Here is a 24,748-nt window from a genome sequence, read left to right on the forward strand (position 1 = left end):
TTCAGGCAATCGGGTTCGCCCCGCGGTCATCGGAAAACCCGAGCTCGCGAATGAACATCGAGAACAGTTCGGGGTGGGACGAGATGTTCAGTTTCGTGTACAGGTGCCGTCGGTGCACCTTGATGGTCTCGGGCGAGATCCCCAGCCGTTGTGCCATGGCCTTGGACGAGTAGCCGCGCAGGATGAGCCGGGCGATTTCCAGCTCGCGCTCGGACAACAGGCCTTGGCCGAACCTTGCCAAGGCGTCGCCAACGGCTGGCTGAACGGGTACCGAGACGCCGCTGCGGGCCCAGTGCTGCTGGAGCAACGCCAATACCCAGGCACTGACCAAGGTGAGTTTCCCCAGCTCCGCCGTCTCGAACGCGCGGCGCATGCCCAGCGACAGCGACAGCACCCCGTCGGGCAACTGCAGCAGAAACTGTACTTCGTCCACCAGCACATGGGCCTGGAAGTAGTTCAGGTAATAGTCCGCTTGCCAGAAGTGATCCGGCGCCACCTCCTCGAGGTGGTAGCAACCACTGGGCAAGCCTTCGCGCGCAGCCTGGTAGAAAGGGTCGAGCAGGTACAGCCCGTCGAGGTACAGCTCACCGGCGGCGGGCGCTGGCGCGGCATCGTATTCCTCCAGTACGTGCGGGGCGCCCTGGGGCGGGAAGTGAATCGCCAGCGCATTGTCGAATGGCACCCAGTGGCGCAACACCAGGATCAGCTGCCGCCAGAAGCGCGGGCCGCCGATGTGTTCGATGGTTCGGGCCAGGGCGGCGTGGCCGGCAACTTCATGAAAGAGAATGTCCACGACACGGTCCTTGAAAGCGGTAAGGCATTGGTGCGCGATTGGCCGCCGCTGTCAACGGGGGTAACCCTTAGTGGGAATTGTCCAGGCGGGTGCTGGCGCATAGATTCCATCCCCATCAAGCGGGCCGTCGAGCCCGCCATCGTTCGCCTGCTGGTTCTGCCTCCTGACACACCAACAATAACGTGAGGATGAACATATGACGCCCTGTAATGCCCCCACCCCGGCGCTGAAACCCACGCTGAGCGTGCCTGATGTAGTTGCCATTACCGTGTCCTCGGTAACCCCCGCCAGTTCGGTATTCGTGATTGCGCCGTTTGCCATTGCCCAGGCAGGTACCGGAGTAATCTGGGCCTTTGTGCTCGGTGGCGTACTGGCGCTGATGTTCGCGCTTTGCTACGCCGAGCTGGGCCGTGCGCACAGCGCAGCCGGCGGCGAATACGTGTTCGCCAAACGGGTCTTTGGCGGCATGGCAGGTTACGCGACCTTTCTTACCGTGCTGGCCATGCTGGTATTTGTGCCGCCTGTGTTGGCCACCGGGGCAGCCACCTACCTGAATGCGGCACTGGGTACCCAGCTGGACGGGCAGACGGTGGCCTTGGTGATTGTGGCGCTGGGCTATCTGCTCGGCATCCTCAACATCAAGCTCAACGCGTGGGTCACCGGCATCTGCCTGCTGCTTGAGGTAGCGGCACTGATGGTGATCGTGGTGTTGGGCTTTGGCCACGCCCAGCAACCGCTCGGCACGCTCGTCACCCCACTGGTACTGGATAACGGGATATTGCACGCGGCACCCTGGGCACTGGTGATCGGGGCGGTCGGTACGGCGCTGTTCTCGTTCAACGGTTATGGCGGCGCCGTGTTGCTGGCCGAGGACATGAAGTGTGGCGGGCGCGGTATCCCTCGGGCGGTACTGTGGTCGCTGGTGCTGGTGGTAGCCATCGAAGTGATTCCGCTGGTGGCGTTGCTGATCGGTGCGCCCTCGCTGGAAGCGATGCTGGCAAGTCCCGACCCGATCGGCTACCTGCTGACCGCCCATGGCAACGAAACGCTGTCGCGCCTGGTCAGTGCCGGTATCTTCCTTTCGGTGTTCAACGCGATCATCGCGCTGGTGATCCAGAGTGGCCGGGTGATCTACAGCAGTGGGCGAGACGCGTTGTGGATGCCCACCCTGAACCGTGCCTTCACCCGCATCCACGCCAAGTGGGAATCGCCGTGGCTGGCCACGCTGTTCCTCGCCGTGCCCTCTGCGGCCCTGACCTTCAGCTCCAGCTTGTCGGAGCTTACCTCCTTCACGGTACTGCTGATCCTCGGCGTGTACCTGGTGGTGGGCCTGTGCGCGCTGTTCAGCCGGGTACTGCGGCGTGACCGCGAACACCCGTACCGGATGCCGCTGTGGCCTCTGCCGGCACTGGTTGCGGTGACGGGGGCGGGGTACCTGTTGACCACCCTCCTGAGTGAGGCTTCGGCCCGGGACATCCTGATCATCCTTGGCATGCTGCTGACCTCTGTGGTGCTGTACGGCACATACGGCAAGTTGAGCCCTGCCTTCCAGAAACTTTGAGCGAGAGACATGATGCGAGCACGCGACCTGGGCATTACGCTGGGCCTTGGCCAGCCAGGCCCCCACAATGCAATTACCGATGTACCTGGCGTACGGGTGGGCCACGCCACCTTGAACACCAGCCATGGCGGCAAACCTGTGCGCACCGGGGTCAGTGTCATTGAGCCCCGCGACGGACCGGCGCGCTACCAGCCCTGCTTTGCCGGTTGCCATGTGCTGAACGGCAATGGCGATGCCACGGGGCTGGAATGGATTCGTGAAGCGGGCCTGCTGACCACTCCCATCGCTACCACCAACACGCACAGCGTCGGGGTAGTGCGCGACGCGCTGATCGCGCACGAGCATGCGACCCTGGCCGACACGTCGACCTATTGGTGCATGCCGGTGGTGATGGAGACCTACGACGGGGTGTTGAACGATATCTGGGGCCAGCATGTGGATGCAGACCTGGTCCAGCAAGCGCTGGCCGCCGCCAGCAGCGGGCCGGTGGCCGAGGGCGCGGTTGGCGGCGGCACCGGCATGATCTGCCATGAGTTCAAGGGCGGCATTGGCAGCGCGTCACGGGTAGTGCCGGCAGAGCAGGGTGGCTGGACTGTGGGTGCGTTCGTCCAGGCCAATCACGGCCAGCGTCGTGAGCTGAGGGTGGACGGTTATCCGGTGGGCCGGGTGCTACTGGACCTGCCGTCGCCATTTGCACAGCAGGACACCGCGGGTATGGGCTCGATCGTGGTGGTGCTGGCTACCGATGCACCGTTGCTGCCGCATCAATGCCAGCGCCTGGCGCAACGTGCTGCGCTGGGAATTGCCCGCACGGGGGGCGGCACCGACGATTCCAGTGGTGATGTGTTCCTGGCGTTTTCAACGGGTAATACCGGGCTGGCGCCGGCCGACTACAACCGCCGCGATCTGCCGACCACGGCGCAGGTGGCGATGGTCAACAATGACCATATTTCGCCGCTGTTTGCGGCGGCGGCCGAGGCGGTGGAGGAAGCGATCGTCAACGCGATGCTGGCCAGCCGGGGCATGGTGGCCGGGGACGGACGACAGGTGCCAGGGCTGGCGGGGGCAGCGCTGCTGGCGGCACTGCGGGAGGTGGGCTGGAAGGCTCGGGTTTGAGGGGGGGCGTCAGGGCTGACAGGTGCTTGCCGCAAAATATGCAGCGCCTGTCAGCCCTGGCGCAATCTGCCAAAAAACATGAACTCTTCCATCCGAACCGATCATTTCCTGCTGCGGAGTACAAATGTACCCCTCACGCTTCCCCTTGAACCCGCGTCGCAATAAATGCTCTCATCCCGCCCCAAACCCAACCGGTACCGAACATGAACCGCCCGCTGTTTGTTTCCATGGACGGCCCCAAGGGCACCGGCAAGACCACGCTGCTCGAGGCCGTTACCCAGGCCCTGAGGGCCGAAGGCAAGAAGGTGATCCGCCTGTGCGAAAAGAACAACGACCCCTTCAGGCGCGAGACCATGGCCCTGGTCAACCAGCTCGCCAGAAACCCCTCGTGCGAGCTGGAGCTGCAGGTTTGTGAACGTTTTGCCGAAAGCCGGGCCTGGATTTCCCGGTCCGTGCTGCCACGCCAGCCGCTGGGCAGCATCATCCTGATCGATCGCTGGTACCCGTCCGACGCCGCGTTTCGCCGCAGCGTGCCATTTGCCGACATCTTGCAATTGAACCTGCGCCGTGATGTCCAGGTGCCAGACCTGCACGTCGGCGTGGTCACCGACCCGCAGACTTCATGGGCCAGGGCCGCAGCCCGCACACGAGGGCTGGGCAGCACGGTCATCCATCGTCTGGAGGAACAGGCTGCCTGCACCGAGGCGTTCGAGCGTGCGGCTGCAGAACACGGCTGGCTGCTGTGCCGTAACGAGGGAAGCATAGAAGCGGCCACACGCCAGTTGACCACTGAGATAAACAACGTGCTGCAGCAACGCCAGAACCTGGCAGGTTGCTGATCCGGCCTCTACCGCGTGGTTTCCAGCGCAGCCCATCGATCCGTCAGCTGGTCGATGAAAACGCGGATCGCAGCCGGTACATACATGCTGTTCCGGTACAGCGCATGGATGGGCTGGCGCAGCAGATGCGCGGGGTCGACGACGGCGTCGAGTTCACCCATGGCGATGGCTTCACCCACTAGCCAGGCTGGCAGAAGCGTCACCCCTAGGCCGCGCACGGCTATGGCCATCAAGGCTTCGGCGCTGTCCGCCTGCAACCGCGGTGGGTACTCGAAGCGCGCGTGACGGGGCAACAACCCGGGCTTGAAGAAGCGCCACGGCGCATCGCGCAGTTGCGTATGCGCCAGCCAGTGCGCGTGTACCAGCGCGTGCGGCGAGGCGATCGGGTGGCGCTGCAGGTACGCCGGGCTGGCGACCACTTGCAACGCATAGTCGCCAATTCTGGCGGCCTTGAAATCGGAGTCTGCCAACTGCCCCAGGCGGATGGCGACATCAAAGCGTTCGGCAACCAGGTCACTGAGCTGCGATGAGGCTACGTGCTCGATCGACAGATCAGGGTGAGCCTCTGCCATGTCCGCCATCAAGGGCAGCACCGCTCGCTGTGCGAAGGCCGGCGTACTGGTGATGCGCAAGCGCCCGCCGAGCCCGGCATGCGACTGCTGCACGCTTGCCGACGCCCGCTGTGCAAGCTCAAGCAGCTGGCGCGCCTCGCGCAGGAATGTGGCCCCGACATCGGTCAACACGGTGTGACGGGTATTGCGGGCCAGCAGGCTGACCCCCAGGTCTGCTTCCAGGCGCCGGACGTTGAAGCTGACCCGGGCCTTGGACAGGGCGAGCAATTGGGCTGCCTTGGTGAAACTGCCGGTATCTGCGACAGCCACGAAGGTGGCAACACGGTGAAGATCGAGCATGATTGTCAAAAAATAGCGAACAGTGTGAACGATATTACAGCACTTATGCCCCAGCAGCTGTTTGCTTACAGTCAGGCTCGCTGACTGGAGTTCACCGTGGCCTTACTCGACATGCGTCGTCGCATCACCTGCGTTTACCTGCTGGGGTTCTTCCTTGATCTGATCAATACATTCATCACGGCGGTGGTCGCCCCGAGCATCGGCGAAGCCCTGCAGGCCGATGTGGCGACCTTGGCCTGGGTAAGCACTGCCTATCTGCTGGGGTTGATGCTGGGGATGCTGCCCAGTCGATGGCTCGGGGAGCGCCTGGGCGAGCGCCCAGTGCTGCTGGGTTCGCTGGTGCTTTTCTCGGCGGCGACGATGTTGATCCTCGGGGCCGGCCAGATGGCTTTGCTATTGCCCTTGCGCGGGCTGCAAGGCTTTGCTGCCGGGCTGTTCATTCCGGTCGGGCAGGCGCTGGTGTACCGGCTGTACGCTGCCGACGAGCGCCCCAGGGTAACCATGGCGATCATGGCCACCGGGCTGCTGGCGCCCGCCGTATCCCCCGTGCTGGGTGGCTGGTTGTCGCAGCACATGCCGTGGCAGTGGGTGCTGCTCGCCAGCCTGCCGATCGCGCTGATCACGCTGGTGCTGGGGGCTGTTTGGTTACCGCGCACACCGGCAACGGCGGCTCCAGAAGCTTTCGATGGCAAGGGCATGCTCCTGGCCGGGGCCGGCATTGGCATCGGCTTGCTGGGCATGACCGAAGCAGGCAATGGTGCGGCCTGCAAGGCTGCTGCGTGGTTGCTGCTGGGGGCAGGCTTGCTCGCCGGCTACATCAGGCATTCTCGGCGCAGTGCAGCACCACTGGTGGATTTCTCGGTGGCCCGTGAGCCCGTATTCGCGGCGTCGCTGGTCTTGTACCTGGCCATACCGGGCCTGTTCATCGGGGTGAACCTGCTGGCCATGCTTTACCTTCAGGCCCAGCTTGGCTGGAGCCCAAGTGCAGCGGGTAGCCTGATGCTGCCATGGACACTGGGGGCAGCACTGGCGATAGCATCGACCACCTGGGGCTACAAACGGTTCGGCCCTGTGCCGTTGCTGCTGGTCGGGATCGTGCTGCAGATACCGGGTTATGCATTGCTGGCGCTGGCTTCGAGCGTGCCGTCATTGACGATCGCCTATGCGCTGCTCGGCCTTGGCGGCAGCTTGTGCACCAGCGTCGCGCAAAGCGCTGCATTTTCCACATTGCCTGCATCGGCGCTCGGCCAGGCCAGCACTCTCTGGGCCCTGAACCGGCAGTTGAGTTTCTGCCTGGGGGTAACCTCTGGCAGCCTGGTCTTCGGTTTGCTGGCAACGTTCCTCGGCGCCCGAACTGCCTACCAGACCACTTTCATGCTGGCGGGGGCAGTGCAGCTGTTGTGCCTGGCAACCCTCGGCTGGCTTCGCCTTTTTTCATCTGCAAAACGAAAGGAATGCCATGAACCCGTATCTTGAGGAAGTCATCGCTCTGCATGACATGATCGAAGCGCTGTTTGCCACAGGGGAGGGCTCTGTTGCCGGCATGCTGAAGCGCTTTCACCCGGACTTTGCCATGGTGACACCGGCCGGCATGCAACTGGGGCTGGGCGAGGTCTCAACACTGTTTGCCCAGCGTGGTGGCTCTCAGCCCGGGTTGTGCATCGAGCTCACCGAGCAGCAGGTTCTCGCGCAATGGCCGGAGGGGGCAGTGGTCAGTTATCGGGAAACGCATCATGTGCCCGGTCAGCCGGCCAAGGCACGCATCTCCACGGTCCTGTTCAGCCTGCAGGCCGGGCAGGTGCTATGGCGCCATCTCCATGAAACCTGGGCGGCTTGAAGGCACTCAGGCGCCCTGGCGGTCGATGTCACGGCGCAGCACCACCGAGGTGGTAATGTCGTCCACCGACTCGTGCCTTGCGACGTTGTCACGCACCTGATTCAGGTCTTCGATTGTGCGGGTCTCGACTTCGACCACCAGGTCAAGCTGCCCGCTCACCGAGGAAACGCGGCGCACCCGTGCGTCCGTTGCCAGCTGGTCGAGCAGGCCCATGGCCGGTGTGCGTTGCAACGTCACCAGCAGGATCGCGCGGATGACGTTCGCGTCTATTTCGCCAATGTCGGCGCGGTATCCGCGAATGACCCCGCTGCGCTCAAGGTTGGCGACCCGTTCTGTCGTGGCACTTCTGGAAAGGCCTATACGGCCTGCCAGTGCCTTGAGGGCAATGCGCGCGTCCTTCGAAAGTACTTCAAGAATCTCACGGTCTTTTGCGTCCAGCTCCCGCATTGCACCACCCAATCCGCCCACCGTCTTTATGCCGGCCGGAACCGGCATTATGCTTGTCGATCCCGACAGCATGCAGGGTGTCGGTTTCGGTGGTGCATGACAAGCTATTGAAAAACAATTTGCTCGCCTGGAACGTGATGACATGACAGACCTTTCCCACCCGGCACCTCGGTTTTCGGCAAGCGATGCAGAGGGCCTCGCCAAAGAATTCTTCAATATCAGCGGCGCCGCGACGCCACTGGACGGGGAGCGAGATCGCAATTACCGGCTGACTACCGGCGTCGATGCAGGCTGGATCCTGAAAATCGTCAACGCCACGGAACCCCGTGTCGAAAGCGAGTTTCAAACCGCGCTGCTGGGTCACCTGGCTGCCCATGGCGCGCACCTGGGCGTGCCGCACGTGCGGGCAAGTGTGGCAGGCGATGTGTTGCCGTCGGTGACCAGTGCCAGTGGCGAACAGCATACGCTGCGTCTGGTCAGCTGGTTGCCCGGTAAGCCGCTGGCCGAGGCCAGGCGCAGCTTTGCGCTGATGGGCAACTTCGGCCGGGCGCTGGGTGAGCTTGACCGCGCGCTGCAGGGGTTCATGCACCCAGGGGCGGTGCGCGAGCTGGATTGGGACCTGCGCCATGCCGCGCGTTCGCGCTCGCGGCTGCATTACATCAAGGACCCTGAACGCCGGGCCATGCTCGAGCGTTTCATCAGCCGCTTCGAAGCGACCGTCCGGCCGAAGCTGGCCGCACTGCGCGCCCAGGTGATCCACAACGACGCCAACGACTGGAACATCCTGGTCGATGCCGAAACCACCAGCAGCGTGACCGGCTTCATCGACTTCGGCGATGCAGTGCATACCGTGCTGATTGCCGAGGTCGCGATCGCCAGCGCTTACGCCATCCTCGACATGGACGACCCCGTCGGCGCTGCGGCTGCACTGGCTGCGGGCTTCCATGAGTGCTACCCGCTGCAGGCACAAGAGCTTGATGTGCTGTTCGACCTGATCGCCATGCGTTTGGTCATCAGCGTCACCTTTTCCGCGTCGCGGCATGATCAGACCGACGACAACCCTTACCTGGCCATCAGCGAGGCACCTGCCTGGCGCCTGCTGGAGCGGCTGGATGCGATGAACCCGCGGCTCGCCACCGGGATCCTGCGCAAGGCCTGTGGTTTTGATGCCATTGAAGGTGCGGGCGCGGTCCGCACCTGGATCGCGCACAACCACAAAGCCTTCGCCGACCTGGTGCGCCCGTCAGCTGCCATCCTGAACAAGGTGCTTGCGCCGTTTGGTGACGCCAGCCACGAGATGACCATCGCTTCAGCCGAACAGCGCCCTGCCGATGCCACCCGCTGGTGGGATGAATTCTCTGCTGCGCACAAGGTGCCGCTGGCCATCGGACCGTGGGGCGAACTGCGCACCATCTACACCGATAGCGCTTTCGAGTCGCGCTTCATCAAGGGGGAGCGCCGCACGCTGCATGTGGGCGTCGACCTGGTGATGCCAGCGGGTACGCCGCTGTATGCGCCCGTCGCCGGTGTGGTCAAAAGCGTTGAAGTGGAACCAGATCCGCTGGGTTATGGCGGCCTGGTGATGATCGAACACACGCCACCTGGTTGTCCGCCGTTCCTGACCCTTTGGGGGCACATGGCCCATGAGGCACTCGGCCGCTTGAAAGCCGGGGACAGGCTGAACGCCGGTGACCTGGTCGGCTACATGGGTGCCGATCATGAGAACGGCGGTTGGATTCCGCACCTGCACTTGCAGATGACCACCGATACCCGGCTGAGCGCGAGCGAGATCATCGGTGTGGGTGAGCCCGAATACCGCGAAGTCTGGGCGGACCTGTTCCCTGATGCTTCGGCGCTGGCCGGTATCCCGCCAGAAACCTTCAGCCAGGACGGGATGACCAAGGCCCAGATCATCGCCAAACGCAAGGCGTTGCTGTTGCCTAACCTGTCGATTTCCTACAGCGACCCGATCAAGTTCGTGCGCGGTGACGGCGTGTGGCTGATCGACAACTTCGGCCGGGCCTACCTGGATTGCTTCAACAATGTCTGCCACCTGGGCCACAGCCACCCCGACGTCGTGCAAGCCTTGACTCGCCAGGCCGCGCTGCTGAACACCAACACCCGCTACCTGCACGACAATATCGTCGAATACGCCGAGCGCCTGACCGGCACCCTGCCAGAAGGCCTTTGCGTAGCGTCTTTCGCCTGTTCGGGCAGTGAAGCCAATAGCCTGATGCTGCGCATGGCGCGCAACTACACAGGACGTGACCAGGCAATCGTGCTGGACTGGGCCTACCACGGCACCACCCAGGAGCTGATCGACCTGAGCCCTTACAAGTACAAGCGCAAGGCAGGCAAAGGCAGGGCGCCGCATGTTTACGAGGCGGTGGTGCCGGACAGCTACTACGCCCCCGAGCATTGGCCGCTGGAGCAACACGGCAAGCGCTTCGCCGAATCTGTCGCTGACCAGTTGGATGCCATGCGCAAGGCAGGCAAGGCCCCTGGGTTCTTTATCGCGGAGTCGATCCCTAGCGTGGCGGGCCAGGTATTCCTTCCCGAGCATTACCTGCAAGAGGTGTACGCCATGGTTCGCGCCGAAGGTGGGTTGTGCCTGGCCGATGAGGTGCAGGTAGGCTTTGGGCGCGTGGGCAGCCACTGGTGGGCATTCGAGACCCAGGGCGTGGTGCCGGATGCCGTGACCATGGGCAAGCCGATCGGTAATGGCCACCCTATGTCGGCGGTCGTCACTACGCGTGAGGTGGCGGATGCCTTCGACAACGGCATGGAGTACTTCAATACCTTCGCCGGCAACCCGGTCTCTTGTGCTGTGGGGCTGGCGGTGCTCAACGCGATCGAGCGTGACGGGCTGAAAGAGAATGCATTGCAGGTCGGCAACTACCTGCTCGACGGTTTCCGCAGGCTCCAGCAGCAATTTGATGTCATCGGCGATGTGCGAGGGCTTGGCCTGTTCCTTGGCATTGTGCTGGTCACCGACCGCCAGTCGAAGGCGCCGGCTACCGCATTGGCCAGGAAAATTGCAGATGGTGCCAGGGAGCGTGGGGTGTTGATCGGCACGGAAGGCCCTTACGACAACGTGTTGAAGATGCGTCCTTCGATGATTTTCAGCCGGGCGAACGCTGATTTTCTGCTGGATGTGTTGCAAGACAGCTTTGCAGCGGCGTTGAAATAACCGGGCGGGCAGGGCGTGTCGACAGGCACGCCTTGCAAGCCAACTTCAGGCTTTCTGCCGGTCGATATCACGTCGCAAGACCACCGCCGTGGTGATGTCATCTACCGAATCGTGGCAGGCCACGGCGTCCCGTACCCGGTTCAGGTCATCGATGGTCCGTGACTCTACCTCGATTACCAGATCAAGCTGCCCGCTGACCGACGAAACCCGCTTCACCTGGGCGTTCTGCGCCAGCAGGTCCAGCAGCCCCAGCGCGGGCGTGCGTTTCAGCGCTACCAGAATGATTGCCCGGATAACGTTGGCATCGATTTCACCAATGTCGGCTCTATACCCGCGAATGACCCCGCTGCGCTCCAGCTGCAAGACCCGTTCGCTGGTGGCACTTCTGGACAGGCCTATCCTGGCTGCCAGCGCCTTGAGTGCCACACGTGCTTCCTTGGACAGTATCTCGAGGATTTCCCGATCCTTGACGTCTAAATCGCGCAATGCCGACACTCCCGCCTGTTGACCGGTAAATGGCACCCGCGCCCGGCAAAGTGCCGGGGGCAGGCAGCCGTGAACTTGCTGCTGTTTAGCGCAAGCATGACACTACTGCAGTTTCGGTCAGGCGAAAGTGGCACCGACGTTATGCCGGTGTATCCCGGCAATGTGCCAGCTGAACCTGCACATTGCAGGGTGATTTCAAAGTACCGGTGTGCAAAGCTTTCGGTGAAGGTTGGGACCTGCGAGCCCAAAACAATAAGAAATACAAACTTCCAAGGAGCGCCGCGATGCTGGCAAGAACAACAAGAATGCTACTGGCTTCAACCGCTGTCGCAGCGGCTGCATTGTTCGCTCACGGTATAGCGCAAGCCGATGACCTGCAGGCTGTAGAAGAGGCCAAAGTACTTCGAGTGGCCATGAGCGGGCAGTACTCGCCGTTCAGCTTTGCCAATGAAAGAAATGAAATTGTCGGTTTCGACGCTTCGGTGGGTGAAGCACTGGCCCAGCGTCTGGGTGTGAAGATAAAAATCATTACAACGCCTTTCGACGGCATTATTGCCGGGCTGTTGGCCAAGAAGTATGACGCCGTCATCGCGTCCATGACCATTACCCCGGAACGCTTGAAAGCAGTTGACTTCGTGGGGCCTTACTACCATGCAGGCCGTACTATCGGGGTGAAGGAAGATTCACCGATCAAAGGGCTCGATGACCTGAAGGATGTCACCGTTGGCGTCACCCTGGGCGACTCGCATGACAAATGGGCGCGTGCCCGCGGCAACTTGAAGGTGCGCACTTACAAGGGCTTGCCGGAAATGCTGGTGGATCTTGAAGCCGGGCGTATCGATGCTGTGGTAATGGACAGTATTCCAGTCATGGTGGCGGTGAAAGAGACCGGGCAGAAAGTGCGCATCATCAGGCTGCCAGACGAGCAGGGTGGTCGTGAGGGGCTCGGCATTGCCATCCGCAAGAACAACCCTGAACTCAAGGCCCGGCTGCAGCAGGCGCTGGACGAGATCCTGGAAGACGGCACCTACAAGGAAATCTCGATGAAATGGGTGGGTAGCGATATTCGCTGACGCGCGTCCAGAACGGCCTGGCCAGCGTGGCCGGGCCTGGTTAGCCGATTATTCGAGTGGTTCCCATGGATCTATCATTAATCCAGCGCACCTACCCGTTCTTCCTCGAGGCGGCGTGGGTCACCGTGCAGATTTCATTGCTGTCATTGTTGCTGGGCTTGCTGTTGGCAATGCTGCTGGTTGCTTGCAGATTATCGCCTTTCATCCTCTTCAGGTGGGCGGCAAGACTCTATGTAAGCGTGTTCCGCGGCACACCGTGTCTGGTGCAACTGTTCATTATCTATTTTGGCGGGCCACAGGTTGGCATCGAACTGGAACCGTTTTCCGCAGCGGTGATCGGTTTGGGCATGAATATCGCGGCCTATATGTCCGAGTCCATTCGCGGCGCCATCGACAATGTCGACCCGGGCCAGGAAGAGGGCGCGCGGTGCATTGGTTTCAGCCGCCGTCAAACGCTGCTGTTCATCACTATTCCCCAGGCACTCAAACTCATGATCAGGCCGCTGGGCGTCAATGCCATCGGCCTGATCAAGGGCTCCGCACTGGTATCGGCCATTTCAGTGGTGGAGCTGACCTACACCGCTCAGCGTTTTATCAGCTCAACCTACAAGCCGTTCGAAATATTCATGGTTTCCGCGTTGCTGTATATCGTCATGGTCTACTCGGTCAAATACCTGGTGGACGTGCTGGATAGACGCTACTCGACCCAGTAAGGAGTGGTCCGTGGAAGGATTGAACCCAAGCGTCGTAACACCTTATCTCGACATGCTGGCAACGGGGTTATGGTGGACGGTTGTCATGTTTCTCTGTTCGAGTGTGATCAGCCTGATCGTTGGCGTGCTATTCGCATTGGTCGACCTGTACGCGCCCAAATCCCTGGCGCTGCCGGTACGCTTCGTGACCTGGCTGTTGATGGGTACGCCACTGTTACTGCAGCTCTATCTGATCTACTACGGGTTGGTCCAGGTGGGGATCGATATTCCGGCGCTGGCGGCAGGTATCATCGGGTTGAGCCTGCATTTCGCAGTCTACAACGCAGAGGTGATCAAGTCCGGGATCGAGTCTGTCGATCCAGGCCAGATCGAAGGCGCACGCTCCATTGGCCTGAGCAGGGCACTCACCCAGCGCTACATCATTGTGCCGCAGGCGCTCAGAAAGACCATAGCGCCGTTGGGCAACAACCTCATCGTATTGCTCAAGGACACCTCACTGGTATCGATCATCGGTATCGCCGAACTCGTCTACAGCGCACAACTGGCGGTCAGCGAAACGTATAGCCCCTTCGAGTTTTACATCGCCGTCGCGGTGATCTACTACCTAGCCAACCTGGTACTCGAGGCCGGTCTGAACATTCTTGAAGCAAAGGTCGAGATGTCACGATGAATAACAACGCTATGGTGCAAGTGAAGGGCGCTCGCAAAGCCTACGGCGCAGTTGAGGTGCTCAAGGGCATCGACCTGTCGGTCTCGCGTGGGCAGATCGTCGCCATCATCGGCCCCAGTGGCTCGGGCAAAAGCACATTGCTGCGGTCGATCAATCATCTTGAAGTGCTCAATGGCGGCGAAATCTGGCTTGACGGCGCCCAGGTCAACCAGCCCTTGAAAGGCCGTGCCTTCGAACAGCACATCAACCAGGTGCGCCAGCAAATGGGCATGGTGTTCCAGCATTTCAATCTGTTCCCGCACCTCACCGTCTGTGAAAACATCGCGATCGGGCCGGTAAAACTCAAGGGCTATTCAAAAAAAGCGGGCAGGGAGCTGGCGCTTGAGTACCTGCAAAAGGTTGGGCTGGCGCACAAGATCGACGAGTATCCATCGCGGTTGTCCGGTGGGCAAAAGCAGCGCGTCGCCATTGCCCGGGCACTGGCCATGCAGCCCAAGGTCATGTTGTTCGACGAAGCGACGTCGGCGCTGGACCCTGAGCTTGTCGAGGAAGTGAACCTGGTAATGAAACAACTGGCGGCCGAGCACATGACCATGCTGATCGTCACCCATGAGATGCATTTTGCCGGCGAGGTGGCTGATCAGATCGTGTTCATGGATGGCGGGGTGGTTGTAGAGCAGGGTGCACCAGGTGAGATTCTGAGCAGCCCGAACCAGGAGCGCACACGGGCATTCTTGAAGAAGCATCTTCACGCTCGCTAGTTGCTCAAGATGGTCAGGCACGCATGTGTCAACTGCCCGTGCTGGGGGGTATCCTGAGCGTGTTATCCCTGGAGGCATATACCGTGCGTAGACTGATGCTGTTTCTCGCCGTCATGGCGGGTGCGGGGTGTCAGGCGCCCATGCCAGCCGCAAACCCACAGATGGCCTGGGTCGACTTATCGGTGCCATTTCCCAATGACAGGGTGCTGATGGCCGAGCGCCTGGACAGACAGCGCCTGAGCGACGGGCGCTTTTTTCAGGTCAGCCCAGGCAGCCATGAATTGCTCGTCCGGTTCGACTACGAAGTTGGCGGGGGCGGGGGAACGAGCATGATGGGCGGCACCACGGTTCGCCAGTGCTACCTGACCATTCCTTATGCACACTTCAAAGCAGGCGAGCGATACCTGCTGGAGGCCCGATCGATGGCGCTGACGCCCGAGGCGCGCTTGTACGACGGCAGGCGCCAGGTGGTTGCAGAGCTCAGCGAGTTCTACTGCTTGTGATCACCGACCGCCCAGGTTGGTGATGCCCAGTGGGGTGGCGTGGGCGTCCCCTTGGCACCCATCAAGGAGCCTACATGGCTGCCATTCGCCTCCACTGCGCGCGGCACCTATCGCCCCGAACCGGCAAGAGAACATTTGTACTCCATGCGTGTGCCTTTACGTGCTGATTCAAGGAATAGTGTGTTGTTCTAGGGCAGCGGGGCGAAGGCTGTGATAATGAGGGCAATCACAAGGGCCCTTTCATGCTGATCATCTCCAATAGCGTGCATCTGCCGGATGCCGACATCGAACTGACCTACATCCGCGCGCAAGGCGCGGGTGGGCAGAATGTCAACAAGGTGTCCAGCGCCGTGCACCTGCGCTTCGACATCCGGGCCTCATCGCTGCCCGAATTTTACAAGGAGCGGCTGCTGGCGCTGCGTGACAGTCGCATCACCGGCGACGGCGTGCTGATCATCAAGGGCCAGCAGTACCGTACCCAGGAGCAGAATCGTGCCGACGCACTGGCGCGTCTAGCCGAGTTGATCATCGCTGCCGGCAAGACCGAGAAGAAACGCCGCCCCACCAAGCCGACCCTCGGCTCGAAAACCCGCCGCCTCGAAGGCAAAGCCAGGCGCAGCAACGTCAAGGCAGGGCGGGGCAAGGTGGAGTACTAGCCAATGGCCGAAGACCGCTACTGATTAACTTCCGCGATGGCGGAGGGCTGTCTCAAAACATGCGGCATCTGACAAAGCACTGCCGTGTTTCGCAGTAAACAGGATAACGTGGCCGAGCAGGATGACTCTGTGCCGCCCAATGGCAATGAAATTTTCTACAAGAGCGGTGGCAAAGGGGTGGTCGTTGAAGGTTTCGAGGCCGAGGTTGCGGGCGAGGTGATGACTGATTGGCAAATGAGCCTGGGCTACAGCTACACCCACGCCGCCACCGCTGAAAAGAAGAGAAGAAACACCGAGTAGCCATTGAACCTGGTGCGCTTCTCCAGCACTTACAAAATGACCCCGGTACTCACCGTGGGGGCGAGCCTGGATTGGCAGAGCGACAGTTTCAAGTTGGCTAACTCGGCCAGAAGGCGTTCTCGGTGGTGGGGTTGATGGCACGTTATCAAATCGATGAACCCTTGGCAGCGTCGGTCAACGTGAAGAACCTTTTTGACGAGCACTACTACAACAATGTTGGATTCTACAACGGTGTTTACCAAGGTGAGCCACGGACAATGATGGTCAGCCTGGACTGGAAATTGTAGGGCCAAGGCGCCGCCAGGCGTGATGCCTGGCGCTGCGCAGTCGTGACGGCTTACACTTTCACCGACGTCAGAAGTCCCCCGAGAACGCCGCTGCCGAGCACTACCAGCCATGGCGGCAACTTCCAGAACATGAGCGCGATCAAGGCCACAATGGCGAGGACGAAGTCTTGTGGAGTGAGTATTGCGCTCGTCCATACCGGCCGGTAGAGAGCGGCCAGCAACAGCCCGACTACGGCCGCATTTGTTCCCTGTAAAGCTGTTTGCATGAGGGTATTGCCGCGCAGGCTCTCCCAGAAAGGCAAGGCACCAGCTATCAGTAAAAATGAAGGTATAAAGATGGCGACCAGGCAGATCATGCCCCCGAGCCAAGCGGTGGGTGCCTGGTTCATCGAGGCGCCCAGAAAGGCTGCAAAGGTAAAGAGTGGCCCTGGAACAGCTTGCGCTGCACCGTAGCCAGCCAGAAATACATCGGCATCAACCCAACCAGGTGTGACGACTTCCGCCTGCAGCAGTGGCAGTACCACATGCCCCCCTCCGAATACCAGCGACCCGGTCCGGTAGAAGGCGTCCACCAGAGACAAACCGTGGCTCGCCGAGAGTTTCGTCAGGAGCGGGAGGCTTAATAACAGCGCAAAGAACAGCGCCAGCCACAAAATCCCGGCGCGACGGCTCACAGAAATGGGCAACGGCTCATGGGTGTCGTATGGCTGAGGTTTCAGGAGCCACAGGCCAGTCATCGCGGCGACAAGAATGATCCCGACTTGCCAGATAGCAGACGGGACGAACAACGCAAGGCAGGTGGCAAACATCATGATCGTGATACGAGGTGGGTCGGGGCAAAGATTGCGACCCATACCCCATACCGCTTGGGCAACAACCGCCACTGCAACCACCTTCAAACCGTGTAACACCCCGGCGGGCATGGCAGCGCCATAACTGGCGATACCCAGTGCGAAGAGGATCATGGCAATCGCCGAGGGGAGGGTAAAGCCCAGCCAGGCGGCTAATGCGCCGCCGTAGCCAGAACGTGAAAGCCCCAATGCGATACCCACCTGGCTGCTGGCTGGCCCCGGTAGAAACTGGCAAAGGGCAACCAGATCAGCGTAGCTACGCTCGCTCAGCCAATGTCGTCGCACCACAAACTCATTGCGGAAATAGCCAAGATGCGCAATAGGCCCACCAAAGCATGTCAGCCCCAGGCGAAGGAAAATCACGAAGACAGCCCACGGGCTGCGGTCGGCTTGACGGCTGGTGGTCATACTGGATGATCCATTGAGAGCTTTCACATACCCGTAATTGGAGAAAGCCAATTTTAGGGGATCGTATTGCCTTGGTGGGGACCTAGATGAAATACATGCGGCATTTAACCAGCTTTCAGCTGCTGCTTGAGCTTGGCCATGAGGCGCAGCCCTGCCGCTTCGACAAGATCGCCGTGATGACTGATGGTCCCACAGCCTCTGCAGGTAATCAGTGATTTGCGATGCAGTCTGATCGGCTGAACGAGCTGCTTTCCATCGCATTTCAGGCAACGCAGGGTGAGGCTCATGGTTCCGTCTCCTTGGAAAAATCGCAGGTGCTGCCCTCGTTCCTGCGAGAGCATTAGGTGGAGTCGGGATGGGCCATGAACGTTCATTCCAAAACACGTGCGGCGCTGTACTCTTCCGACTACGCCTTCGTTTTTGCAAAAATACCTTTTGCAGCCCCTGGCGCGATTCGGTTGTCTGAGAGGTATCCGCTCACGAGTCTGTACTATGCATCCAACGACACCAGACGGTCGCTATTTCGTAGTTAAAGGCCAGCTTTGGCGCTGCAGCAATCCCGCGCTTTCTGACGAAGAGCGTCAGCACTTGGTGCACGACCTGATGAAAGCTAGGCGAGCCGTGAAGGAAGCGAAGGCATCAAGCGATGCAGTTCAGATGCGTATCGCTCGAGTAGCGGTAAATCAAGCGAAGGTGGCATTGGGGGAGAGGGGGCCCGTATGGTGGAGCGACGCAAGCCCGGACTACAACCGCTATAAAGCTGATAACACGCCGTACGCTCAGTGGTTCCGCTCGTTGCCAGATCAGGAAAGCTCATAGGACGGCCTGGAATTGGTACCGCAAAGCTTGAACGACCAAGGTAAAAGCGGGTGAGGGTTGGCGACGGCTTGGGTAGTAAAGGTAGTAGCCCGCAAATGGGGGGCACCAGTCTTCCAGCACACGCTCCAGCTTCCCATCTTTCAGGTGAGGAGCAAATTCCTCTTCGGGAAGCCAGGCAACACCTAATCCTGCAACTGCAGCGTCGACGATATTAGGTGAGGTGTTGAACGTGAGTTGCCCATCCACACGGACATTCACCTGTCGGCCCCTTTTCTGGAAATCCCAAACGTAGAGCCCCCCTGAACTCTGCATCCGCTGATTTATGCATCTGTGGCGGATAAGGTCTTTGGGTGTTTTTGGCTTCGGGTGTTCCGCGAAGTACGCCGGAGAGGCAACAACGGCCATGCGTAGCTGTGGGCCAATGGGCACTGCGATCATATCCTTGTCGATCGTGTCGCCCATACGAACACCTGCGTCGAAGCGGTCGCTGACGATATCCCGGAGGCCGTAGCTCACATCAAACTCGATGTTTATGTCGGGGTGTTCAAGCAAAAAAGGCGTGAGCTTGGGCAGCAAGGTCGTGCGCAAGATGTGATCACCGCTTGTGATCCTTACCGTTCCCGCTGGTTTGTCTCGCAGATCCGTCAGCTCGTCCAGCTCGGCTTCAATCTCATCAAAACGGTGCCCGACGGCATTCAGCAGGCGCTCACCCGCAACGGTCAGTGAGACGCTGCGAGTAGTACGAGTCAGGAGCCGAATCTGCAAGCGCGCTTCCAAGCCACTCACGGTTTGGCTTAGGGCCGACTGGGACACGCCCAGCAGCGCAGCTGCACGCGTGAAGCTTTTCTCGCGGGCGACAGTGACGAATGAAAGCAGATCGTTGAAGTTGCGTTTGGCCATGCCGCAAGTATCGCACAGATTATTGATTAGCCTAGCTTATAGGTTTTGTAAGTATTAAGTAGCTAGTCAGATGGGCTATTGGAGCAGACCATTGTAGTCATCATCAACGGGTCGCATATGGACTGCCAAATGACCGAGCCTACTGAAATCCCTCTAGATCACCCGGACGTAGTAAAGCCTGGTGTTGGGCGTCGCACATTGTTGAGGATGACCAGCACCGGAATTGCAGCGATTAGCGTGGGTGCAGCGCTTCCTGATGGTGCCTTTGCCACAAGCGGCGTGCAGCTCGACAGCAAGTGGGACAAAACCTTTCCCAAGAGCGACAAAGTCGACCACCAGAAGGTAGCTTTCAAAAACCGCTATGGCATTACTTTAGCGGCCGACCTGTACCGCCCGAAAAACACGGCAGGCACGCAACTGCCAGCGTTAGCAGTCAGTGGCCCCTTCGGGGCTGTCAAAGAACAAGCCAGCGGTCTGTACGCTCAGGTGATGGCTGAGCGCGGCTTTGTCACAGTCGCTTTCGACCCTTCGTTTACAGGCGAAAGCAGTGGCGAAACCCGAAACATCGCATCCCCCGATATCAACACCGAAGACTTCAGCGCTGCTATCGACTTCTTGGGGCTGCTGCCCTACGTCGACCGAAACCGCATTGGCGTCATTGGCATCTGTGGTTACAGCGGGATGGCACTGACTGCAGCCACAAGCGACTCCCGAATCAAAGCGGTCGCCACTTCATCGATGTACGACATGTCCCGTAGCATGAGCCGAAGCTACAAAGACAGTTACACCACAGAGCAACGCCACCAGGTGGTCGACTACCTGAGCCAGCAGCGTTGGGCTGATGCACAGCTTGGCAAGCCTGCGTTGGGCAACCACGAAGTACCGTTTGATGAGAATGGCAACATCCTGAAGGGCCAGCGTGTATTGCCAGAAACGCTGCCGAAAGATCCGAACCCGGTATTGGCGATATTCTTCGATTACTACCGTACGCCTCGCGGCTTCCACCCGAGAGGGGTTAACTCGACAACGGCGTGGACGGCAACCACTCCCGTGTCGTTCTTCAACTTCCCAATGTACGCGAACATCGAAATGATCTCTCCACGCCCAATTTTACTGGTCGCTGGCGAGAACGCTCACTCGCGTTATTACTCCGAGGACGTCTTCAAGGCAGCCTCGAACCCTAAAGAGCTGTTGATTGTCCCCAATGCGGATCACGTGGATTTGTACGACCGCATGGACAAGATCCCTTTCGACAAATTGACAGCATTCTTCCAGCAGCACCTGGCTTGAGCGTAAGCCCCTGACGAACTGAAACACGCCTGGCGCCAATGACAAGGACGCCCAGTCTTTGAATGGGCGCGGTCAGTTGCGTCAGCCCGTTGGTACACACAGCGAGGAATCCATGACAAATCAAATGAGCAGCGCCACGTCAGGCTCTGCGACCTCAAAAACTTACGGTGAGCCGCGCGCCTACTGGAGCGGCGTATTCGCAATGACCCTCTGTGTTTTTGCGCTCATCGCATCCGAATTCATGCCGGTTAGTCTGCTTACACCCATCGCTGCTGACCTCCATATCACCGAAGGCATGGCGGGCCAAGGTATCGCGATTTCGGGTGCCTTCGCGGTTCTCACAAGCCTGTCGATCACGTGGATCGCCGGCAGTATGGATCGAAAGGCGATGTTGCTGGGCTTCACCGCGTTGATGGGCGTCTCAGGCGCAGTTGTCGCTTTTGCTCCGAATTACTTGGTCTATATGGTCGGTCGCGCGCTTATTGGCGTTGTCATTGGGGGCTTCTGGTCGATGTCCGCAGCGACGGCAATGAGGCTGGTACCCAGTGAACAGGTGCCTAAAGCGCTTGCGATCTTCAACAGCGGTAACGCTCTGGCAACGGTCATTGCCGCCCCATTGGGAAGCTATCTGGGCGCTATGGTCGGATGGCGCGGTGCCTTTCTTGCACTGGTACCCGTCGCCCTTATGGTTCTGGCTTGGCAATGGTTTAGCTTGCCCTCGATGAGAGCTGCTCCACGTCGCGCCACCTCCAGCAATGTTTTCAGACTGCTCAGAAAGCGGCCTGTAGCATTGGGCATGGCTGCCAGTGGTGCGTTCTTCATGGGCCAGTTTGCTCTGTTCACCTACGTGCGACCCTTTCTTGAAACCGTGACACATGTCGGTATCACCACGCTGTCGCTCGTTCTGCTGGTCATCGGGGTGGCGGGCTTCATCGGCACCGCCTTGATAGGCACTTTCCTCAAAAGAGGACTCTACCGAACCCTGATCATTATCTCGATTTTGATGGCGGTAATCGCTCTCACGTTAATCCCCATGGGGGCCTGGGTCGTTCCTGTAGCAGTGCTCTTGGGGCTGTGGGGCCTGATGGCCACGGCTGCTCCTGTTGGATGGTGGAGCTGGGTAGCCCAAGCGATGCCAGACAACGCTGAGGCCGGCGGTGGCTTGATGGTAGCTGTCGTTCAGTTGTGCATCGCACTGGGCTCAACAGTGGGCGGTGTGCTGTTCGACGCGAGCGGGTACCGAAGCACGTTCATCGCGAGCGCGGCTATTCTTTTGGTCGCGGCATTCCTCACCTTTCTCACATCGCGATCGCAAGTATCTTGCTGAGCATGAGCTTATGAGGACCAAGGGCGATGGGGCCATCCAGGTGACCCCATCGCCGCGCTTGAAGCGCATGGCTTCCCAGTGTTCGGGCGGGGTATATCGGTCAAGGGTACCGTCAAGGCGACTACGCCTTCAGTAGGTCAACCGTTCCTCGCTGCGTGCGGCGTGCCAATCCATCCACCGCTTCTGCGAGGATGCACGATAGCTGGATAACCACGCAGAAGTAGAGCAGCGGAAGGCTGCACCTGCGCAACACCCCCGCTATTGACCCAGAATGCTGATATCTTTTCCGATCGAACGTTGGCGTGAGTGTGTCCTCAAATATCTGCAGGAGGACTAATTATGCAGCCCAATACCGCAGGAACTGAAGAGCAGGGCCCCAGTGGCGTTCCCTATATCAATGACCCGGTAAAGCCCACGTCACCACCCATGAATGACGCCGACGCCACTGATGCTGACGAGGCCGAGCAAGACATGGAGGACGACGGTGAATCCATCCAGGTCAGAGGAGCAAGGCAATGGAGAACTATCATCTGAGTCAAACCCCCGATGGTTGGGAGCTCAAAAAAGCAGGCGCTGTCCGGGCCTCCAAGCGGGCCTCGACAAAGCAGGAGTTGGTGGGTTTACTGGCCGATTTTTTTGACGGCAAAACTGGATCGGTGAAGATCCACAAAGCCGACGGCACCATTGAGGAAGAACGTACCTACCCGCGGTCTACTGATCCGAGACGTTCGAAAGGGTGATCACCATTACTGCTGGTCACCTTGAAATCGAGGTCGGCGATGCGAGCAGCCACGGGTTGTACAAGTGGCTGCTCGCGAGCTTTCTCCACGGCAGCGTTCGAGCATTTCTTTGCTGCCACCATAGACACCGTTGAGCAGCTCTGGCGCAAGGCCTGCAATGGACGAGATGTTGATGACAGCGCCTTATATAGGTACTTGCTCACGTAGAGATCAGCGAACCTCCCGTTGCTTTTGTAGCTCTCTGTGCAACCACACGCTTGCTGGTTCTACATCTCCTGAGCATCGCACCTCATAGGCACGGCCACTAACACTACTTTTAGTTGCAGCAAGGTCAATGAAGTCTTCCGCGCTTCTCACCATGTTCTTGCTTTCGAGATAATTGAGCTTCTGCTCCAGGTGCGCTCGGGCTCTGGGGCCTGAATAGTCGGCGCCGTTACGAATAAATCTGCAGTCACTTTTTTCTACAAACTCTAGCAGGCTCCTTATTTCATTAGCGGTTTGAGATAAGGCGAATACCCGCGTGGCAACGGTGATTGCGATCACGCAAATACTCACTGCCGTGATCAGTTGGCTGACGACCCGCCGGGGGCCTTTCTTCCACTTGCGCATGATTTGTCCTACCCACGCTATAGCATCCTTTCAAGCCCTATCGTGCTGCTGAGCCACGAATTGAAGCGCCGCCACCAGCCCCCCGGTTCAGTGGTCAACGTGCGTTGTTGGCCATTGTCCTCGGTGACCCAGACCAGATGATTATCTTCCAGCCGGGCCTGGTAACTCAGGGCAGGTGCCATGCCCTCCAGAGCCAGTTCGCGCATCCGTCCGGCGAGCTGTGGATCATCAACCAACACACCGACCTCGGTGTTCCACAGCAAAGAGCGCGAATCGAAATTGAACGAACCGACAAACGCTTTCTGTTGGTCGAACACCATCGCTTTGGTATGCAGGCTGGAGTCGGAGCTACTGGAGGGGCTGCTGGAGGATCCCTTGTGAGAGAAATGCGGCCTGGTATCGCTATCACTCCGACCACCGGCTTGGCGACGTAACTCGAACAACTTCACACCATGCTCGAGCAAGGTCTTGCGATAGGGCGCGTAAGCACCGTGCGAAGCCGGTACATCGGTGGCCTCCAGAGAGTTGGTCAGCAAGCTGATCGACACGCCGGCGTCGGCTCGACGGGTCAGGTACACCACTGCCGGATGGCCAGGTACCATATAGGCCGACACCAAGATTAGCTCCTTGTTGACCCCGTTGAGCTCGGGTGCCAACTGGGTGGCCAACAGCAAGTGCGGAGCAGGTTCACCACTTGCCAATACCTTGCTCGGTGCATCCCACATCGCTTTGTTCCAGGCCCAGATCAACTCCCTGCGCCAGTCATTCAGGCGTGGCTGGGTGGTATAGCTCATCAATTGCCGATAGAGCGCATGATTCTGGGTGCGAGTTTCCTCTAGGGACGCAACCAGCCGAGTCCGAAGATCTTTCAGATCTCTGCTGGTCGGCTTGAACGATATGAACTGCTCGATGGGCTTGCTGAGGCCACTGTTCCAGTACTCGTCAAAACTATGTCCCAACTGTTCTGCGACCGGGCCGACACTGAGCATGTCAACGTCAGTAAAATTTCTGTTGGGCTCCGCATCGAAATACTCGTCCCCCAGATTGCGCCCACCGACGATGGCCACACAGTTGTCCACCACCCACAATTTGTTGTGCATACGCCGGTGTTGCTGGGAAAGGTTGAAGAGCCGGCCCATCGTGCGTGTCACGACGGTACTGCGGCCCAAATGGAGAGGGTTGAATACCCGGATCTGTATATGCGGATGCGTCGTCAGTGTCGCGAGGGTTTGCTCGAGGTCGTCGCTGGTGGTGTCATCGAGCAAAATCCTGACGCGCACTTCACGGTCGGCTGCGAGGAGCAACTCGCTCAGCAGTATCCGAGTACTGATACCGTCGTGGACGATGTAGTACTGCAAATCAATGCTGCTCTGAGCACTACGAATCAGCTCCGCGCGGGCGGCAAAAGCTTCGGCACTCTCCGGGAATAGGCGGAACCCCGATTGACCGTGATGTGGAGCAACCTGGGTATGGATAGATCGACCGAACGCCGAATCGTTTGCAGGCAAGGCCTGAGTGGGTTCGTAGGGGGTGTTGGGTGCTGTACATCCACCAAGGAGAAGCGTGAGTGAGAGAGCGGCAATCTGGAGCTGTTTGATTCTCACTGTGCGCACCTTGACGATGGTGATGTGGGTCTCGGATCCCGAAGAATGGCCATTCCC

General features: G+C 59.7%; 26 protein-coding genes and 2 pseudogenes. 19 read left to right on the forward strand and 9 right to left on the reverse strand.

Going from position 1 to position 24,748, the window contains the following annotated elements:
* Nucleotide 1: 1 nt before the first annotated feature.
* Nucleotides 2-793: a helix-turn-helix transcriptional regulator gene (locus tag AC5O5I_RS12885; protein ID WP_172223405.1), complete on the reverse strand. Its 792-nt coding sequence runs from the start codon at nucleotides 791-793 to the stop codon at nucleotides 2-4.
* Nucleotides 794-989: 196 nt separating this feature from the next.
* Between AC5O5I_RS12885 and AC5O5I_RS12890 the strand changes: the two genes are divergently transcribed.
* The 3 genes from AC5O5I_RS12890 to AC5O5I_RS12900 all read left to right on the forward strand — a co-directional run bounded on the left by AC5O5I_RS12890 (nucleotide 990) and on the right by AC5O5I_RS12900 (nucleotide 4,309).
* Nucleotides 990-2,354 (forward strand): APC family permease, encoded by a 1,365-nt coding sequence (locus AC5O5I_RS12890; RefSeq protein ID WP_494512682.1) that lies wholly within the window; start codon nucleotides 990-992, stop codon nucleotides 2,352-2,354.
* 12 nt (nucleotides 2,355-2,366) lie between these two features.
* On the forward strand, nucleotides 2,367-3,470 hold the full coding sequence (locus AC5O5I_RS12895; RefSeq protein WP_172287702.1) for a DmpA family aminopeptidase: 1,104 nt from the start codon (nucleotides 2,367-2,369) through the stop codon (nucleotides 3,468-3,470).
* A gap of 203 nt (nucleotides 3,471-3,673) precedes the next feature.
* Complete coding sequence (locus tag AC5O5I_RS12900) at nucleotides 3,674-4,309, forward strand: dTMP kinase (RefSeq protein WP_172223399.1); 636 nt, start codon at nucleotides 3,674-3,676, stop codon at nucleotides 4,307-4,309.
* An 8-nt stretch (nucleotides 4,310-4,317) separates the two neighbouring features.
* Here AC5O5I_RS12900 and AC5O5I_RS12905 read toward each other — a convergent pair whose 3' ends face one another.
* Nucleotides 4,318-5,220 carry a LysR family transcriptional regulator gene (locus AC5O5I_RS12905; protein WP_494512683.1) on the reverse strand — a complete coding sequence of 301 codons (903 nt, stop codon included), beginning with the start codon at nucleotides 5,218-5,220 and terminating at the stop codon, nucleotides 4,318-4,320.
* 96 nt (nucleotides 5,221-5,316) lie between these two features.
* Between AC5O5I_RS12905 and AC5O5I_RS12910 the strand changes: the two genes are divergently transcribed.
* Both AC5O5I_RS12910 and AC5O5I_RS12915 read left to right on the forward strand, forming a co-directional pair.
* A complete protein-coding gene (locus tag AC5O5I_RS12910; RefSeq protein ID WP_172223393.1) occupies nucleotides 5,317-6,696 on the forward strand; it encodes an MFS transporter in 1,380 nt (459 codons plus the stop codon).
* Nucleotides 6,680-7,057, forward strand: a complete 378-nt coding sequence (locus tag AC5O5I_RS12915) for a DUF4440 domain-containing protein (RefSeq protein ID WP_172223390.1) — start codon at nucleotides 6,680-6,682, stop codon at nucleotides 7,055-7,057. The genes AC5O5I_RS12910 and AC5O5I_RS12915 overlap by 17 nt, the downstream gene beginning before the upstream one ends.
* 6 nt (nucleotides 7,058-7,063) lie before the next feature.
* Here the strand turns inward: AC5O5I_RS12915 and AC5O5I_RS12920 are convergent, their stop codons facing one another.
* Complete coding sequence (locus AC5O5I_RS12920) at nucleotides 7,064-7,504, reverse strand: Lrp/AsnC family transcriptional regulator (RefSeq protein WP_172223387.1); 441 nt, start codon at nucleotides 7,502-7,504, stop codon at nucleotides 7,064-7,066.
* 142 nt (nucleotides 7,505-7,646) lie between these two features.
* Here AC5O5I_RS12920 and AC5O5I_RS12925 point away from each other — a divergent pair, with 142 nt between their 5' ends.
* Nucleotides 7,647-10,694: an aminotransferase class III-fold pyridoxal phosphate-dependent enzyme gene (locus tag AC5O5I_RS12925; protein ID WP_494512684.1), complete on the forward strand. Its 3,048-nt coding sequence runs from the start codon at nucleotides 7,647-7,649 to the stop codon at nucleotides 10,692-10,694.
* Nucleotides 10,695-10,739: 45 nt separating this feature from the next.
* On the opposite strand, the gene AC5O5I_RS12930 is transcribed toward AC5O5I_RS12925, so the two are convergent.
* Nucleotides 10,740-11,180 (reverse strand): Lrp/AsnC family transcriptional regulator, encoded by a 441-nt coding sequence (locus AC5O5I_RS12930; protein ID WP_172223380.1) that lies wholly within the window; start codon nucleotides 11,178-11,180, stop codon nucleotides 10,740-10,742.
* Nucleotides 11,181-11,464: 284 nt separating this feature from the next.
* Here AC5O5I_RS12930 and AC5O5I_RS12935 point away from each other — a divergent pair, with 284 nt between their 5' ends.
* From AC5O5I_RS12935 to AC5O5I_RS12965, 7 genes and pseudogenes are all read left to right on the forward strand, one after another.
* The gene (locus AC5O5I_RS12935) at nucleotides 11,465-12,253 is read left to right on the forward strand and encodes an ABC transporter substrate-binding protein (protein WP_172223435.1); all 789 of its coding nucleotides are present in this window, start codon (nucleotides 11,465-11,467) and stop codon (nucleotides 12,251-12,253) included.
* Nucleotides 12,254-12,318: 65 nt separating this feature from the next.
* On the forward strand, nucleotides 12,319-12,966 hold the full coding sequence (locus AC5O5I_RS12940; protein WP_494512685.1) for an amino acid ABC transporter permease: 648 nt from the start codon (nucleotides 12,319-12,321) through the stop codon (nucleotides 12,964-12,966).
* 10 nt (nucleotides 12,967-12,976) lie between these two features.
* A complete protein-coding gene (locus tag AC5O5I_RS12945) occupies nucleotides 12,977-13,636 on the forward strand; it encodes an amino acid ABC transporter permease (protein ID WP_494512686.1) in 660 nt (219 codons plus the stop codon).
* Nucleotides 13,637-13,647: 11 nt separating this feature from the next.
* On the forward strand, nucleotides 13,648-14,397 hold the full coding sequence (locus AC5O5I_RS12950; protein WP_172223430.1) for an amino acid ABC transporter ATP-binding protein: 750 nt from the start codon (nucleotides 13,648-13,650) through the stop codon (nucleotides 14,395-14,397).
* An 83-nt stretch (nucleotides 14,398-14,480) separates the two neighbouring features.
* Nucleotides 14,481-14,900: a PA0061/PA0062 family lipoprotein gene (locus AC5O5I_RS12955; RefSeq protein WP_494512687.1), complete on the forward strand. Its 420-nt coding sequence runs from the start codon at nucleotides 14,481-14,483 to the stop codon at nucleotides 14,898-14,900.
* Between the two features lie 242 nt (nucleotides 14,901-15,142).
* Entirely contained in the window at nucleotides 15,143-15,556 is a 414-nt protein-coding gene (gene arfB / locus AC5O5I_RS12960; protein ID WP_172223368.1) for an alternative ribosome rescue aminoacyl-tRNA hydrolase ArfB, read from the forward strand.
* A 75-nt stretch (nucleotides 15,557-15,631) separates the two neighbouring features.
* Nucleotides 15,632-16,143 (forward strand): annotated as a pseudogene (locus AC5O5I_RS12965) (TonB-dependent receptor domain-containing protein); the annotation flags it as partial.
* Nucleotides 16,144-16,193: 50 nt separating this feature from the next.
* Here AC5O5I_RS12965 and chrA read toward each other — a convergent pair.
* Both chrA and AC5O5I_RS12975 read right to left on the reverse strand, forming a co-directional pair.
* On the reverse strand, nucleotides 16,194-17,402 hold the full coding sequence (chrA, locus tag AC5O5I_RS12970) for a chromate efflux transporter (protein ID WP_494512688.1): 1,209 nt from the start codon (nucleotides 17,400-17,402) through the stop codon (nucleotides 16,194-16,196).
* Nucleotides 17,403-17,506: 104 nt separating this feature from the next.
* Entirely contained in the window at nucleotides 17,507-17,689 is a 183-nt protein-coding gene (locus AC5O5I_RS12975) for a hypothetical protein (protein WP_172285558.1), read from the reverse strand.
* Nucleotides 17,690-17,894: 205 nt separating this feature from the next.
* Between AC5O5I_RS12975 and AC5O5I_RS12980 the strand changes: the two genes are divergently transcribed.
* Nucleotides 17,895-18,221: a hypothetical protein gene (locus tag AC5O5I_RS12980; protein WP_494512689.1), complete on the forward strand. Its 327-nt coding sequence runs from the start codon at nucleotides 17,895-17,897 to the stop codon at nucleotides 18,219-18,221.
* On the opposite strand, the gene AC5O5I_RS12985 is transcribed toward AC5O5I_RS12980, so the two are convergent.
* A complete protein-coding gene (locus tag AC5O5I_RS12985; protein WP_494512690.1) occupies nucleotides 18,216-19,121 on the reverse strand; it encodes a LysR family transcriptional regulator in 906 nt (301 codons plus the stop codon). The genes AC5O5I_RS12980 and AC5O5I_RS12985 overlap by 6 nt on opposite strands.
* Before the next feature lie 129 nt (nucleotides 19,122-19,250).
* Between AC5O5I_RS12985 and AC5O5I_RS12990 the strand changes: the two genes are divergently transcribed.
* The 5 genes and pseudogenes from AC5O5I_RS12990 to AC5O5I_RS13010 all read left to right on the forward strand — a co-directional run bounded on the left by AC5O5I_RS12990 (nucleotide 19,251) and on the right by AC5O5I_RS13010 (nucleotide 22,478).
* The gene (locus AC5O5I_RS12990) at nucleotides 19,251-20,411 is read left to right on the forward strand and encodes an alpha/beta hydrolase (RefSeq protein WP_494512691.1); all 1,161 of its coding nucleotides are present in this window, start codon (nucleotides 19,251-19,253) and stop codon (nucleotides 20,409-20,411) included.
* Between the two features lie 112 nt (nucleotides 20,412-20,523).
* On the forward strand, nucleotides 20,524-21,738 hold the full coding sequence (locus AC5O5I_RS12995; protein ID WP_172285561.1) for an MFS transporter: 1,215 nt from the start codon (nucleotides 20,524-20,526) through the stop codon (nucleotides 21,736-21,738).
* A 48-nt stretch (nucleotides 21,739-21,786) separates the two neighbouring features.
* Nucleotides 21,787-21,885: pseudogene (locus AC5O5I_RS13000) on the forward strand (dimethylmenaquinone methyltransferase); the annotation flags it as partial.
* A gap of 192 nt (nucleotides 21,886-22,077) precedes the next feature.
* Complete coding sequence (locus AC5O5I_RS13005) at nucleotides 22,078-22,272, forward strand: hypothetical protein (RefSeq protein WP_172232883.1); 195 nt, start codon at nucleotides 22,078-22,080, stop codon at nucleotides 22,270-22,272.
* The gene (locus tag AC5O5I_RS13010) at nucleotides 22,254-22,478 is read left to right on the forward strand and encodes a DUF2188 domain-containing protein (RefSeq protein ID WP_172232880.1); all 225 of its coding nucleotides are present in this window, start codon (nucleotides 22,254-22,256) and stop codon (nucleotides 22,476-22,478) included. Before AC5O5I_RS13005 ends, AC5O5I_RS13010 begins: the two co-directional genes overlap by 19 nt.
* Nucleotides 22,479-22,688: 210 nt before the next feature.
* Here the strand turns inward: AC5O5I_RS13010 and AC5O5I_RS13015 are convergent, their stop codons facing one another.
* Entirely contained in the window at nucleotides 22,689-23,087 is a 399-nt protein-coding gene (locus tag AC5O5I_RS13015) for a YfeK family protein (protein WP_172285562.1), read from the reverse strand.
* 17 nt (nucleotides 23,088-23,104) lie between these two features.
* On the reverse strand, nucleotides 23,105-24,691 hold the full coding sequence (locus tag AC5O5I_RS13020; RefSeq protein ID WP_494512692.1) for a phospholipase D family protein: 1,587 nt from the start codon (nucleotides 24,689-24,691) through the stop codon (nucleotides 23,105-23,107).
* Nucleotides 24,692-24,748 lie beyond the last annotated feature (57 nt).

The sequence above is a fragment of the Pseudomonas sp. 9_2_1 genome (assembly GCF_059295275.1).

Bases quoted from the DNA above. Each gene is read 5' to 3' on its own strand.
- AC5O5I_RS12900 (WP_172223399.1), top strand. From the start codon at position 3,674: ATGAACCGCCCGCTGTTTGTTTCCATGGACGGCCCCAAGGGCACCGGC.
- AC5O5I_RS12985 (WP_494512690.1), bottom strand. From the start codon at position 19,121: ATGGCCAAACGCAACTTCAACGATCTGCTTTCATTCGTCACTGTCGCC.
- AC5O5I_RS12920 (WP_172223387.1), bottom strand. From the start codon at position 7,504: ATGCGGGAGCTGGACGCAAAAGACCGTGAGATTCTTGAAGTACTTTCG.
- AC5O5I_RS12995 (WP_172285561.1), top strand. From the start codon at position 20,524: ATGACAAATCAAATGAGCAGCGCCACGTCAGGCTCTGCGACCTCAAAA.
- AC5O5I_RS12950 (WP_172223430.1), top strand. From the start codon at position 13,648: ATGGTGCAAGTGAAGGGCGCTCGCAAAGCCTACGGCGCAGTTGAGGTG.
- AC5O5I_RS12980 (WP_494512689.1), top strand. From the start codon at position 17,895: ATGCATCCAACGACACCAGACGGTCGCTATTTCGTAGTTAAAGGCCAG.
- AC5O5I_RS12905 (WP_494512683.1), bottom strand. From the start codon at position 5,220: ATGCTCGATCTTCACCGTGTTGCCACCTTCGTGGCTGTCGCAGATACC.
- arfB (WP_172223368.1), top strand. From the start codon at position 15,143: ATGCTGATCATCTCCAATAGCGTGCATCTGCCGGATGCCGACATCGAA.
- AC5O5I_RS12935 (WP_172223435.1), top strand. From the start codon at position 11,465: ATGCTGGCAAGAACAACAAGAATGCTACTGGCTTCAACCGCTGTCGCA.
- AC5O5I_RS12990 (WP_494512691.1), top strand. From the start codon at position 19,251: ATGACCGAGCCTACTGAAATCCCTCTAGATCACCCGGACGTAGTAAAG.
- AC5O5I_RS12940 (WP_494512685.1), top strand. From the start codon at position 12,319: ATGGATCTATCATTAATCCAGCGCACCTACCCGTTCTTCCTCGAGGCG.
- chrA (WP_494512688.1), bottom strand. From the start codon at position 17,402: ATGACCACCAGCCGTCAAGCCGACCGCAGCCCGTGGGCTGTCTTCGTG.
- AC5O5I_RS12890 (WP_494512682.1), top strand. From the start codon at position 990: ATGACGCCCTGTAATGCCCCCACCCCGGCGCTGAAACCCACGCTGAGC.
- AC5O5I_RS13010 (WP_172232880.1), top strand. From the start codon at position 22,254: ATGGAGAACTATCATCTGAGTCAAACCCCCGATGGTTGGGAGCTCAAA.
- AC5O5I_RS12915 (WP_172223390.1), top strand. From the start codon at position 6,680: ATGAACCCGTATCTTGAGGAAGTCATCGCTCTGCATGACATGATCGAA.
- AC5O5I_RS12895 (WP_172287702.1), top strand. From the start codon at position 2,367: ATGCGAGCACGCGACCTGGGCATTACGCTGGGCCTTGGCCAGCCAGGC.
- AC5O5I_RS12975 (WP_172285558.1), bottom strand. From the start codon at position 17,689: ATGAGCCTCACCCTGCGTTGCCTGAAATGCGATGGAAAGCAGCTCGTT.
- AC5O5I_RS13005 (WP_172232883.1), top strand. From the start codon at position 22,078: ATGCAGCCCAATACCGCAGGAACTGAAGAGCAGGGCCCCAGTGGCGTT.
- AC5O5I_RS12925 (WP_494512684.1), top strand. From the start codon at position 7,647: ATGACAGACCTTTCCCACCCGGCACCTCGGTTTTCGGCAAGCGATGCA.
- AC5O5I_RS13015 (WP_172285562.1), bottom strand. From the start codon at position 23,087: ATGCGCAAGTGGAAGAAAGGCCCCCGGCGGGTCGTCAGCCAACTGATC.